We start from the raw sequence: 12,294 nt of genomic DNA, 5'->3' as shown, positions 1-12,294 counted from the left end.
AGGTCAATAGCTTAATTCTTAAACATTTACTTTTGTATAGACATTCAACTTTTCATAACAAATCCCTTAATGAGGGTTTCATGGCTAAAATATTATGATTAACGAGGTAAGTTCTGCAATACCAAAAACGGAATTACCGGGTTTAGGGCAATTTGGTCCACGGTGGAGCGGTAGAGCATATCCTCTAAAAAGGAATGTCTGGAATTTACCATGGCCAGCATATCCATTTTGTGTTCATGGGCGTAGTCCATTATGGCGATTCCCCTGTTCTTCACTTCCATTCTAATAAAGCTTAGTTTGGCCTTGGGCAGTGATCCCTTGAGGAACAACTGATTGTCCCTTTGCCTATGGCTCAAATCCTCAAAATCCGAAATGTAGAGCGAATGGACTTCGGACTTAAATCGGCCGGCCAAAGTATCCAATAGTTTTAGTTCCCTTCGTTTGTAGGGAACCATATAATCTGATGGGAACAATATCTTTTTGGGCTGTGAAAATGTATAATCACTGGGAATGGCCAAAACCGGGCACTTTACATATTTAAAGACCTGAACGGTATGGCTTCCAAAAGTGATTTTCTTGTCAGCTGTTTGCCCTTTGGTTCCCATTAATACCAAGTCAATGTTCTTTAAGTTGACAAAGTCGTTAACACCGTCTACGAGAGATTCGAATACGGAAATAGACTCAAAACGATGCCTTGGATTATGTTTTTCTTTTATAATCTTTGAAATTATTTCCCCAAGCTTTTTTTCCGAAGCTTCATGGAACTTTTTCTTCTTAAAATCAATTCCCTCTGAATCGTGGCTCATTGCGTAGAGCTCATCGGCATACGCATGCATCAAATAAAAATTGGTGCGGTCGCATTTGAATAGGTCTAATGCAAAAGTGATGGCATTTTCGGCACTATCAGAAAAATCGGTCGGGATAAGAATGTTTTTCATTGCTCTTGATTTAACACCTTTAAAATTAATGGTTTCCCATTTTTAAAAGTATGACATTTATCATGCGATATACATAGGCACCTTCATAAGACACGCTTTAAATATTTGATTTTTAATGATATAAATCATGTTTTTTGTTTTCATATCAACGTAGATTAAATGAATAAAACAGTTAAGCCATGAATAAAACAAAAGAAAACAAAGCAATTATGGGTACCGTACTTTGGGTGGTTCAGGAGACCTACAATAATTTGGTTGATTTTAGAAACCAAGAAAACCGGGAGGCTTTCAATAAGGAATTATTGCGTTTGATGCCACAGGTTAAAAATTATGTTGCTATAAGGTTGAAGAACGCAATACGTGCCGGTAAATTAAATAAGGGAATGTTCGATCCCAATGACTTTACGGACCAATTGTTTATTGAAGTTTATGACAATTGGGAACTTGTGAAAAATGAATATGGCCTTCGCCCTTTTCTTTTTAAAAAAGTAGATGACCTGTTAGATGATCGTTTGACCGAAGAGGAATTTGATCACATATTTTTTGAAAACATTGACACCTATTCCAAAAAGGAGTGGGATGCCATGGAGGAAGATTTTAGTACCGATGGTGATGGTGATTTGGTTCTATTGGAAGAGTTGGACGATAGTTCCTTGGACAGGACCAACTATTCATTGGACCATGTCTTTATAACCGAAGAGGAAAAGGGCCTTGCGCAAAAACTTGATGAAAGTTTGGACAAGGAGCGGGTTGAAAGGCATATGGATATGGTATTGGGTAAAATGTCCTTGCCCATGAGGTGCGTATTTGAATTATACACAGATCAAGGTTTCACACCAGATGAAATTGCAGATATGAGGAATACCACCTTGGAGGAAACAGAAAACCTTTTGTCCAGCGCCAGAGGATTATTGAAAAAAAGTTTCGTTAAGCGTTTTTTAATCGATAGCAACTAAGCAATACAAGATTTAGGCGACGCTAACCCCAAAAAAATGTCCTACCAATGCGGTCAACCCCATGGCTATTGTACCCCAAAAGGTTACCCGGGCAACCGCATTTAGGATGCTTGAACCACCTGCTTTTGCCGCCATGGCCCCCAAAAGCACCAGGAAAAAAATGGCAAATCCATACAAGTAATACTCCATGTTTTCCAAGGGTAGAAAAAGTGTAACTAAGAATGGAAGTATCCCACCTATGGTGAATGCGGCGCCTGATGCCATGGCTGCCTGTAAAGGATTGGCTGCACTAATATCGTTGATTCCCAATTCGTCACGAATATGGGCTCCCAAGGCATCATGTGCCGTGAGTTCCTTGGCTACCGTTAGGGCAGTTTCTTTCTTTAAACCCCTTTCCTCATAGATTTGTGCCAAGCGCTTTAGTTCCAAATTAGGCATTTCCTCTAATTCCTCTTTTTCCCTTTTTATATCCGCTTTTTCCACATCGGTTTGTGAACTTACGGAGACGTATTCGCCGGCTGCCATTGATAAAGCCCCGGCAACTAGGCCCGCCAATGTTGCCAAAACCACTGGTTCCCTTATTTCACTGGCCGCAGCTACGCCAATAGCAATACTGGCTGTAGAAAGAATGCCGTCATTGGCTCCCAAAACTGCCGCTCGTAACCAATTGCTACGGTGTATATAGTGGTTGTCCAAGTAATTATCTAATTCGTTAGGTTCGGACATGGTTATTTTATTTAAAATGAAGGTTTTGGTCGTTACTTAATTCCTATCAATTAAAAGTATAAAATTTATTGTGGTGGCCCGATTGCTTCCGGTCAATTAATTCTTTCGAGAGACATTCATAGATTTTATCATACCCTTCCCTTTCTGCCAAATTTTGTGGGCTTTATCCTTTTTTCATTTTTGTCAGGTAGGACGCACCATATTTCAATAATAGACTCACAATCTGCATTCTATTGATATATGCAGCTAGTGCCAATGGAGATAAAGCATATTTGGAATGTTTGTTTGCCAAATTTTCCGTCAAGCGCCCAAGATAGCTCTTAAATTATGAGTTTTGGTCTGTAATAATCGTCTCATGAAAGGAAAATTTTTTTTATTCGATCGCTTTTTGAAATACCTCCTGTGGCCCGCCGTAGGCTATCATCAAAAATACTTAACTATAATTTTCATCCTTTAAATCGAGTACTTTCGGATTTTGGAAATCAGTTCAATTACCTCTTTGACAGATTTTGATTTTTAAAATCAGCCTGGGGCTAAATGCAATTTTATTAATGAGAATAAGCTATAATTGATTGAAATGTAATCTTTTATATAAAATTATGGATTCTAATCTCAATTCCTAAAGAATTGTTAATCAAAGTCAGTTGTAATCCGAGGTACATTTATAAGGCGTATATATTTAGAGCTTACAAAGTGGGATGTAAAGTTCGCCCGTTGCCAAAAATCGTTAAAGAAAAACTGTATTTTGTTATTCGGATTTATGGAATGTAAATATTTTAGAGGTTTATCTAATTTGAATTGGAAACGTGAAATTTGAGTTCACTTATGAAGTTGAAAAAGTTGTCATGGAAGTGGTAAAAAGGACCATGGATTCCATGGATATCCCAGTGGAACGAATTCATGAAGATTCGATTATACTATCTGGGGAAATCGAGGAAAAGGAGATGCAGGCACTTTCCAAGGGTTTGGCCACCTATGGAATAAAGATCAATACCGGCAATACATTGTCATTACTGGATCAAATAAAGGCCCTTATAAAAAAATATGTTCGAGGGGATTATGATAGGAATATTTCTATATCCAAAATGCTTTCGGAAGAATTGGGTTACAGTTATTCATACCTATCCAACCATTTTACGTCGAAAACCTTTACTACGATTGAAAATTTTTATGTGTTGATCCGCATTGAAAAAGTGAAGGAACTATTAATGCAAGAAGATAAAACATTGTCCGATATTGCTTTTAGCCTAAATTTTAGCAGTGTACCTCATTTATCCGGCCAATTCAAGAAGGTTACCGGTTTGACGACAACACAATATTTGAAAATAAGAAATAACACTATAAACACCATTTAACGGAGAATTGTATGAATAAAATGAAAATTTTGCTGGTAGACGATGATGAGGACGACAGGGAGTTTTTTGCCGATGCCTTGGTAGGAGTTGACTTAAATACCCAATTACAGCAATTGGACAACGGGAAAAGTTGCTTGGATTACTTAAGGCAGCAAATGGAGAATTTACCCAATCTAATTTTCCTAGACCTTAACATGCCGATAATGAACGGATTTGAGTGTTTGGCCGAGATTCGAAAGAATCCTTTGCTAAAGGACTTGCCAATTGCAATTTATTCCACTTCATCGTCTGACAAGGATATTGAACGTACATTTTTGAGCGGTGCAAATATCTATATTAAGAAGCCCTCCAGTTTTGAGGATCTAAAGAAATCTTTGACCCAAGTAATCAAAATGAATTGGGCCTATCATATGGACGACTTTAAGAAAGAGAACTTCCTGCTTAGAATATAGTCCTACTTTCTTGGGATTAGTTCTACTAGGGACTTCGTAGGCAAAAAGAAGAACCAAAATTACCCAGCTATCATGCCAGAAAGAATTGCTCTAAGAAATAGGATCTCTGAATTGGAGGTAACGAAAATGTTCAATGAAAAACTATTGGACAGCAGTAATAATGTAATCGCCTATTTAGAGCCTTTATACAATGAGAAAGATCAAATAGAAGACTTTGTCGTTAAATATGTGAACAAGAGGATTGAGGAGATTGCGGAGCTGCAAGTTAAGGATATGATTGGGATGCGTTGGTTGGAATATGATCCTCAGAATGTCAAAAACGGTGCATTTGAAAATGCCAAAAAATGTTTAGCAACCGGTCAAACCATTGATTATACTCCTAAATATGAATTTGATGGGAGGGAGGTCTGGTTCAGTGCCAGATTTGTGAAGTTAGAAGATGGAATCGTTCATTTTCTTAAAGACATCAGTAAGGAAAAACAGTACGAAAGACAACTTGAAATACAGAACAAACTGCTTTTGGAAGCGGAACATGTTGCAAGTACTGGTAGTTTTCGGTGGGATTTGAAAAACGGCACTTTGAACCTTTCCGAGAACGTCTATAAATTATTGGGCTATGAGGAACCATTTGCGACGAATCCTACACTTGATTCTATTTTGAGATTTGTACATGAAAAGGATATTGTATGGGTACGTGATATTTTATCAAAAACTAAGGATAACAAAGAACGGGTCGATATAACCTTTAAAGTAGTCACCAGGACAAATGAGCTAAAGTATATTAATACGATTGGCGAATATTATCCCTCTAAAAATAACTGGCATTTGGTGGGTGTTTTCAAGGATGTAACCAAACAGATTGAACATCAGGCTATATTACAGGCCAAAAATGCCGAATTGAAAAAGATAAATTCTGACTTGGAGGCCTTTAACCGTATTGCAAGCCATGACCTACAAGAGCCTCTTAGAAAGATACAAATGTTCATCAGCAGGTTGCATGAAGAGGAAAAGAATAGGCTGGGTCTAAAATCCCAAAACTATTTGGACAAGATAATTTCTTCAACGGAGCGAATGCGAAATTTGATTTCCAATTTATTGTCCTATTCTAAAATTGAGGATTTGGAGGACCGACCCACAAAAATCGACCTTAACGAAATCTTGAACGATGTGTTGGAAGATTTGGGCGAACGGATCTGTGAAACAAATGCCTCCATCAAAGCGGATAAACTTCCGGAAATTAATGGGGTTCAATTTCAGATGGAACAACTTTTCTCAAATCTTATTGGAAATTCCTTAAAATACATGGCAGCAGAAACCGTTCCAGTGGTTGCCATTAAGCACAGCAGCATAACGGTTGACGCCTTAAACCAAATCCCCAAGCTTACAGCTGGAACCTATCACAAGTTGGAATTTATTGACAACGGTATTGGCTTTGATGACCAATACGGGGAAAGGATTTTTGAGATTTTTCAAAGACTGCATGGTAAAAATGAATATTCAGGTACCGGACTTGGATTGGCCATTTGCAAAAAAATCGTGGAAGCGCACAATGGAATAATTACGGCGACCAGCAAGAATACCGAAGGAGCCGTATTCACGGTTTATTTGCCCTCGTTATCTAAATAGCGCCATTCCCCATTTAAGTGATAACGGAATGAGATGTTATAACAAAAACTGAAAATGTTATAACATAAATCATCGGTTAATCAAGATTTTTGGGATTCAAAATAATAGGTGATTTTAACATCACTTTTTAAAATCTTAAATCAGTCAACCATGAACACTACACACGCAAAATTAAATCAGCTTAATAATAGTCTAGGAGGAAGTATTTCGATATTCGATACGGAACGTATATTGATGTTCGATAACCATAAAGGAACAGGACGCGTCCAGTCCGTGGAGCTGGAATCAGGTATAGGGTATAGCCAATTCGATTTAAAGACTATGGAAACAGTCAATTTAAACCTGAAAAACCCTTCCACACGCGGTTTGTTTTTCATTTATTGTCTAGAAGGAAATTTTACCCTAAAGTTACCTGCGAGTAAGTCTTCCATTGAGGTGGATTCTTTAAGGACGGTAATTCTTGGGGGTATGGAAGAGGAAGTGAATATCGAATTGGAACCTGGAAAGAAGGTCCATTTTTCAGTTATTCAAGTTTCTGATGATTTTACTTCCGAAACTTCAGTGGAGAAAACCGAAAAATTAAAAAATCAGCTTTTTTCCCAATTTTTAAAGAACAAAAAATATGAATATGTTGGAACGGTCAATCTAAAGATTAAGGAGCACTTGCTTCAAATAAAGTCAATTTCCCAAACTGGTGTGGTCCGAAAATTATTGATTGAAGGGCTAGTTCACTTTACTTTGGCATTGGAGATTCTACATTATAAAAGTGATAATTCCAAAAAATCCTTACATGATTCCACATTAACGAAGCGAGAGATGTTGCGCGTAGAGGATGCCATTGCGGAAATCAGGACAAAGCCGGAGTTTCCTTACTCTATAGAATATTTTGTTAGAAAGTACGGATTGTCCGCAGCAAAATTGCAATCTGGTTTCAAGGTGTTTACAGGCTCAACAGTGGCAACTTGCATTAAGAACCAACGTTTGGATTTAGCTGAAAAATTAATTCAGGAAACGGACCTTAACGTCTCCGAAATTGTTTACACCATTGGTTTTTCCAGTCGTAGCTATTTCTCGAAAATATTTAACAAACGCTTTAAGTGTTCTCCTAAAGTATATTTGACGAAAGCGCGTGGCACCAAGCTCTCGGCCTAATTTTTTTTAGAAGGATTGAAACAATGTTTTTTGGTTTAAATCTATATGGACAATTATTTCAAACTTTTGGGATAATGAATAGGGAAAAGGACTGATAACTTTGAATTAAATTATCAAATGATGAGCGAATCAATGCAGCATAAAAAAGCCGGCCTCTACGTTGAGGTTAAAAAGGATATTGAGTCCAGATTACAACTCTTGAATTTATGGAAGAAAAGCATCCGCACACAGTTCGATTTAATCCTGTCGAAGAACCCTATCGATGAGATTAAAGATCTTATATTACAGATAGATGAGGCTATTTCAAAAAACATAAAATTAAGGGATGCCATTTATATTGAAGAGAACCAAGATTTGAATGATAGGGCAAGAGGACAATTGAATTCCTTGATATTAAACTCTTTGGGAGTATTGAACGACAATTCGGAAAGGGATTTGGAAACTTTAAAAACGGCTATGTCCTATATAGGTATCAAAATAACCTATGAAGGCTTGTCCTTTTTTAGGAAAGCGGTCTAATTACTAATCTTGTGTAGGTGATTAGTGTGTTTGTGCCTCGTTCAAACATAAATCCTTCACAATGGACCAAAATATCCGTACCGAAGCTGAATCTGCCTTATAAAATGTGGAAAGAGTTATAAGGTTCCTTTCAAAATCTAACAGGTTTTCAGAAGTTTTACCGGCAGTTTTAGGTGAGAAGAAGGCCATGTGCCACCCTTGGAAGACCTCTTTTTCCGCGGGACCTTCCCATACAAGATTGACATTGGTATGTTTTTCGTCCGCTTGAATTTTTTTCAGGAGGTCAAAAATCACCTTTTTCTCCCCGTGCAGCGTCTGTACAAAAAGTCCGTTGTGGTATACCAAACAACCGGTTATGGAATGGGCTTTGTTGAATTCATTGGCAGTTTTAAGAATATCGTTCAGGTCTTTAAGAGAAATATTCTTTTTTGCCTGGGAAGTGTAGGTTAGTTCGTGCATTTAGCCAATGGATTTTGGCATCCAAAGTAATATAAATTTGGGTAGGAACTTACGTATTTCGGAAGTTTTTATTGATCCAAAATTTGAACGAATGTGTTCATTGAACAAATAGGATTTTCTCTTTATCTTAATCCTACAAGTGAAAACTTTAAAATAATCTAAATTGAAATTAAAAATTGAGGTTCAATTTTGGTTGTACCTTTGGACATTTGAGCCAAATGAGAAAGACATTTATGCAGTAAGGTCTTCAATTGATTGAATGAAGAGGGTTTCTTTAAATAAAGGGTAGCTCCCATTTTTTTTAGTCTTTCTACATCTTTTTCATGAAAAGAGGTGGAGTAAATGATTACTGGAATATTCGTGAACGACTCCAGATCCCGAATGTCGGCCAGGCATTCGAATCCGTCCATCATGGGCATTTTTAAATCCAAGAAAATGGCATCGGGTTTTTGGTGCTCACTGTTCAATAAAAAGGACATGAGGTCTACCCCGTTACTAAACTCCTCAATTGTAGTGGCAATAGGAATTTCACCTAAGGCATCGGAAAAAAATGCTCGGTCGTCACTATCATCGTCCGCCAAATAGATTCTTTGTATGGTCTGGCTCATTTATGGATTCCTAGTTTTTGATTGGGTGCAAGATATCATCGAATAGAATTCCTAGCTACAGCAATACGTTTAATTACTAACTCAAAAAGAATTATGTTTTTTCTGTAGGAAATCCATCGGTCCTAAAAATATGTCCAAAAATTGTTTGGAGGCACCCAAATGTTTGATCAGGGTTCGTTATTTTTACTTTAGAACTCCATATCATTCAAAACATACTAAAGGTTCAACCATGTATACCAAAAACTTCGTTAAAGCGCTCCTTTTTTTATTGCTTAACAATGTTAACCCTGTCCTTTGCCAAAATCCCAATTTTTCGGGTATATCCAAGGACCTAGATGGCTTGGAATTCCGTGCTATCGGACCGGCGCTTATGGGCGGAAGAATTGCGGATATTGCCGTAAGCCAAAAGGATCCAAGTACCTGGTATGTCGCCGTGGGGTCCGGCGGTGTATGGAAAACGCAAAATAACGGAATAACCTGGCATCCCGTTTTTGAGGAGCAGTCCTCCTATTCCATAGGCTGTGTGACCATTGACCCCAACAACTCCCAGACGGTTTGGGTAGGAACCGGTGAAAACGTAAGCGGCAGGCATGTGGGCTGGGGAGACGGTATCTATAAATCGGACGATGGAGGTGCTACATGGACATCCATGGGCTTGGAAAATTCCGAGCATATTGGAAAAATATTGGTAGATCCTAGAAACAGCAATGTGGTATTGGTGGCCGCTGAAGGCCCATTGTGGTCTTCGGGCGGGGACCGTGGTGTCTATAAAACCACCGATGGCGGTAAGTCTTGGAACCAGGTCCTTAAAATTGACGAGCATACGGGTGTTACCGATATTGAGTTCGACCCGGAAAATCCAGATGTTGTCTATGCTGCGGCCTACCAACGAAGAAGGCACATCTGGGCCCTGTTATCCGGTGGGCCAAAGTCCGGAATCTATAAATCTATGGACAACGGTGACACCTGGACCCAAAAGACCACAGGGTTGCCCAAAGGGGATATGGGCAAAATAGGATTGGCCGTTACACAGGCAAACCCAAATCTGGTATATGCTACCATTGAAGCGGATGCTGCCGAAAAGGGATTTTACAGCTCGGCCAATAAAGGCGAAAGTTGGGAAAAACGCAACGATTATATATCCGGAGGAACGGGACCACATTACTATCAGGAAATCGAGGCCTCACCAACGAATCCCGATTTGATCTATCAAATGGATGTCTTCATTAGGGTAACCCGGGATGGTGGCAAAAGCTTTAAGGTTTTGGGTACAGGTCGTGAAAAGCATAGCGATAATCACGCTCTTTGGATCGACCCGAACAATGGCAAGCATCTCCTCGCCGGAACCGATGGCGGACTGTACGAAACTTTTGATGAGGGCAGTACATGGCGGCATTTTCCAAACCTGCCAATTTCGCAGTTTTACAAGCTTTCCTTGGATAATGCCCGTCCTTTTTACAATATAGTGGGAGGCGCGCAGGATCTAGGCACCTTGATCGGCCCCTCCCGGACGATGAATACGGAGGGCGTTCGCAATCAGGATTGGTATGTGCCTTTGGGCGCGGATGGTTACGACAATTCGTTCGACCCCACGGATCCCAATACCGTCTATATGGAAATCCAGGAAGGCAATTTGTATCGGCATGATAGGAAAACGGAGGAGGGAATGGATATTCAGCCCCAGTCAACCGATGGTATGGCCGACAGATGGAACTGGGACAGTCCGTTATTGATCAGTCCACACAATAACAACAGGATATATTACGGCTCGCAACGATTGTGGCGTAGTGACGATAAGGGAGATTCCTGGCAACCGATAAGCGATGATTTAACGACCAATAGGGTACGTTATGAATTGGATATGATAGGCAGGGTCTGGAGCGTCGATGCCCTGTATGACACGGGAGCCATGTCCAAATATTCCACTTTGACCTCTATTGCAGAATCCCCTAAACAGGAAGGTTTATTGTATACAGGTTCCGATGACGGATTGATCTATGTAAGCGAGGATGGAGGCCAGACCTGGCGGAAAAGTGGGGCCTTGCCCAAAGTTCCTGAGCTTTCCTTTATAAACGATATCGAAGCATCCGCTCATGATCCAAATGTTGTGTTCGTTAGCGCGGATGCCCATAAAATAGGGAATTACACCCCGTATTTGTTCATGAGTACGGACCGTGGCCGTTCGTGGACTTCCATAGTGGGCGACCTGCCCAAGGAGACCATCGTATGGGTTATAAAGCAAGACTATGTCGATTCAAACCTATTGTTCATCGGTACGGAATATGGTATTTATTTCTCCCCGAATAAAGGGACAAATTGGATTCCCTTAAAATCAGGAGTGCCCACGATTCCGTTTCGGGACATCGAATTGCACCCAAGGGACAACGACTTGGTGGGAGCGTCCTTTGGAAGGGGATTTTTTGTACTGGACGATTACAACCCGTTACGGGGATTGGGGGATAGGATATCGGATAAAAACAATCAACTTTTCCCTGTGCGGGATGCGTGGTGGTACGTGCCAAATGTCCCAATGCAGGCCAAGGGCATGCCCACTTTGGGGTCCACAAGCTTTGCCACGGACAATCCGCCTTTTGGTGCCACATTCTCTTACTGGATAAAAGATGTGCCAAAAACGGGCAAGACCTTACGAAGCGAAAAGGAAAAGGAGCTGAGGTCGAAGAAAATGTCGGTTCCCTTTCCAGGCTGGGAAGCCCTGGAAGAAGAAAAGGGACAGGAAGATGCCAAGGTGCTCTTTTTGATATCGGACCAAAACCAAGAACCTGTACGATGGTTGCAAGGCAAGTCCGGTAAAGGGCTACAACGTACCACGTGGGATTTGAGGCGTTCGGCGCCCAACCCCATAGATTTGTCCGTTCCGGATTTTAGGCCGCCTTGGGCGGGAGAGGACCAAGGTCCTTTGGTTTCACCGGGCACTTACAGCGTTCAAATGTATGTGTTGTTTGACGGGGAATTGCAACCCCAGGGAACACCGGAAAGCTTTAAGGTTGTCCCCGTACACAATGAAAGGGAAAATATGGCACATGGGGACATTCAGTTTTTTCAGGATAGAACGGCGGAGCTTTCCAGACAAATTTATAATGCGGGCGAAAAATTGGGAGAATACGGTAACCAGTTCAGGCACATGAAGGAAGCCTTGCTGAAGACCCCAATGGCCAAGGAAACCCATTTCAATCAGCTGAAGGAGTTAGGACTTGAGATAAGTTCCCTACGAAAGGCTTTATATGGTAATCCCGTAAAACAATCCTTGGACGAGCCCACGCCTCCTTCCATTAGATCTAGGGTAGGACAGGTAGCTGGCGCTCATTGGGAAACGACACAGGCACCTACCAAAACACAAGTAACGAATATCGAAATCGCTTCAAAAGAGTTCAATACTTTCAAAGAAGCCTTGAAGGAATTAAATAGTTCCATGGAAGCTTTTGAAAAAACCTTGGAGGAATTAAAGGCACCCTATACACCCAATAGACAGTTATAAGTCTTGG

The 12,294-nt window shown here is 40.3% G+C and carries 11 protein-coding genes; 7 read left to right on the top strand and 4 right to left on the bottom strand.

Translation table 11 applies throughout. From position 1 onward, the window contains the following. Positions 1-98 precede the first annotated feature (98 nt). The gene (locus PP181_RS07870) at positions 99-938 is read right to left on the bottom strand and encodes a universal stress protein (RefSeq protein WP_272636666.1); all 840 of its coding nucleotides are present in this window, start codon (positions 936-938) and stop codon (positions 99-101) included. Between the two features lie 179 nt (positions 939-1,117). Here PP181_RS07870 and PP181_RS07865 point away from each other — a divergent pair, with 179 nt between their 5' ends. Then, a complete protein-coding gene (locus PP181_RS07865; protein ID WP_272636665.1) occupies positions 1,118-1,894 on the top strand; it encodes a sigma-70 family RNA polymerase sigma factor in 777 nt (258 codons plus the stop codon). A 12-nt stretch (positions 1,895-1,906) separates the two neighbouring features. Here PP181_RS07865 and PP181_RS07860 read toward each other — a convergent pair whose 3' ends face one another. Further along, positions 1,907-2,620 carry a VIT1/CCC1 transporter family protein gene (locus tag PP181_RS07860; protein WP_138257230.1) on the bottom strand — a complete coding sequence of 238 codons (714 nt, stop codon included), beginning with the start codon at positions 2,618-2,620 and terminating at the stop codon, positions 1,907-1,909. Between the two features lie 806 nt (positions 2,621-3,426). On the opposite strand from PP181_RS07860, the gene PP181_RS07855 reads away from it, so the two are divergent. From PP181_RS07855 to PP181_RS07835, 5 genes are all read left to right on the top strand, one after another. Further along, positions 3,427-3,975 (top strand): helix-turn-helix domain-containing protein, encoded by a 549-nt coding sequence (locus tag PP181_RS07855; RefSeq protein WP_154918366.1) that lies wholly within the window; start codon positions 3,427-3,429, stop codon positions 3,973-3,975. A gap of 11 nt (positions 3,976-3,986) precedes the next feature. Further along, complete coding sequence (locus tag PP181_RS07850; protein ID WP_154918368.1) at positions 3,987-4,427, top strand: response regulator; 441 nt, start codon at positions 3,987-3,989, stop codon at positions 4,425-4,427. A 72-nt stretch (positions 4,428-4,499) separates the two neighbouring features. Beyond that, complete coding sequence (locus PP181_RS07845; protein WP_272636664.1) at positions 4,500-6,053, top strand: PAS domain-containing sensor histidine kinase; 1,554 nt, start codon at positions 4,500-4,502, stop codon at positions 6,051-6,053. Positions 6,054-6,203: 150 nt separating this feature from the next. Beyond that, positions 6,204-7,205, top strand: a complete 1,002-nt coding sequence (locus PP181_RS07840) for a helix-turn-helix domain-containing protein (RefSeq protein WP_154918371.1) — start codon at positions 6,204-6,206, stop codon at positions 7,203-7,205. Between the two features lie 117 nt (positions 7,206-7,322). Then, complete coding sequence (locus PP181_RS07835; protein WP_272636663.1) at positions 7,323-7,724, top strand: hypothetical protein; 402 nt, start codon at positions 7,323-7,325, stop codon at positions 7,722-7,724. A 21-nt stretch (positions 7,725-7,745) separates the two neighbouring features. Here the strand turns inward: PP181_RS07835 and PP181_RS07830 are convergent, their stop codons facing one another. Both PP181_RS07830 and PP181_RS07825 read right to left on the bottom strand, forming a co-directional pair. After that, positions 7,746-8,183: a BLUF domain-containing protein gene (locus tag PP181_RS07830; protein WP_154918374.1), complete on the bottom strand. Its 438-nt coding sequence runs from the start codon at positions 8,181-8,183 to the stop codon at positions 7,746-7,748. Between the two features lie 158 nt (positions 8,184-8,341). After that, positions 8,342-8,791: a response regulator gene (locus PP181_RS07825; RefSeq protein ID WP_154918376.1), complete on the bottom strand. Its 450-nt coding sequence runs from the start codon at positions 8,789-8,791 to the stop codon at positions 8,342-8,344. Between the two features lie 229 nt (positions 8,792-9,020). Here PP181_RS07825 and PP181_RS07820 point away from each other — a divergent pair, with 229 nt between their 5' ends. Then, positions 9,021-12,287 (top strand): WD40/YVTN/BNR-like repeat-containing protein, encoded by a 3,267-nt coding sequence (locus tag PP181_RS07820; RefSeq protein WP_272636662.1) that lies wholly within the window; start codon positions 9,021-9,023, stop codon positions 12,285-12,287. Positions 12,288-12,294 lie beyond the last annotated feature (7 nt).

The organism is Maribacter sp. PR66 (assembly GCF_028464205.1).
Taxonomy (GTDB): Bacteria; Bacteroidota; Bacteroidia; order Flavobacteriales; family Flavobacteriaceae; genus Maribacter; species Maribacter flavus.
The sequence above is the reverse complement of the archived record's forward strand: the minus strand, read 5'-3'. Positions and strand labels throughout refer to the sequence as shown.

What these genes read in the sequence shown, in the direction of transcription:
- PP181_RS07870 (WP_272636666.1), bottom strand. Translation starts at nt 938, where the DNA reads ATGAAAAACATTCTTATCCCGACCGATTTTTCTGATAGTGCCGAAAAT.
- PP181_RS07865 (WP_272636665.1), top strand. Translation starts at nt 1,118, where the DNA reads ATGAATAAAACAAAAGAAAACAAAGCAATTATGGGTACCGTACTTTGG.
- PP181_RS07860 (WP_138257230.1), bottom strand. Translation starts at nt 2,620, where the DNA reads ATGTCCGAACCTAACGAATTAGATAATTACTTGGACAACCACTATATA.
- PP181_RS07850 (WP_154918368.1), top strand. Translation starts at nt 3,987, where the DNA reads ATGAATAAAATGAAAATTTTGCTGGTAGACGATGATGAGGACGACAGG.
- PP181_RS07845 (WP_272636664.1), top strand. Translation starts at nt 4,500, where the DNA reads ATGCCAGAAAGAATTGCTCTAAGAAATAGGATCTCTGAATTGGAGGTA.
- PP181_RS07840 (WP_154918371.1), top strand. Translation starts at nt 6,204, where the DNA reads ATGAACACTACACACGCAAAATTAAATCAGCTTAATAATAGTCTAGGA.
- PP181_RS07835 (WP_272636663.1), top strand. Translation starts at nt 7,323, where the DNA reads ATGATGAGCGAATCAATGCAGCATAAAAAAGCCGGCCTCTACGTTGAG.
- PP181_RS07830 (WP_154918374.1), bottom strand. Translation starts at nt 8,183, where the DNA reads ATGCACGAACTAACCTACACTTCCCAGGCAAAAAAGAATATTTCTCTT.
- PP181_RS07825 (WP_154918376.1), bottom strand. Translation starts at nt 8,791, where the DNA reads ATGAGCCAGACCATACAAAGAATCTATTTGGCGGACGATGATAGTGAC.
- PP181_RS07820 (WP_272636662.1), top strand. Translation starts at nt 9,021, where the DNA reads ATGTATACCAAAAACTTCGTTAAAGCGCTCCTTTTTTTATTGCTTAAC.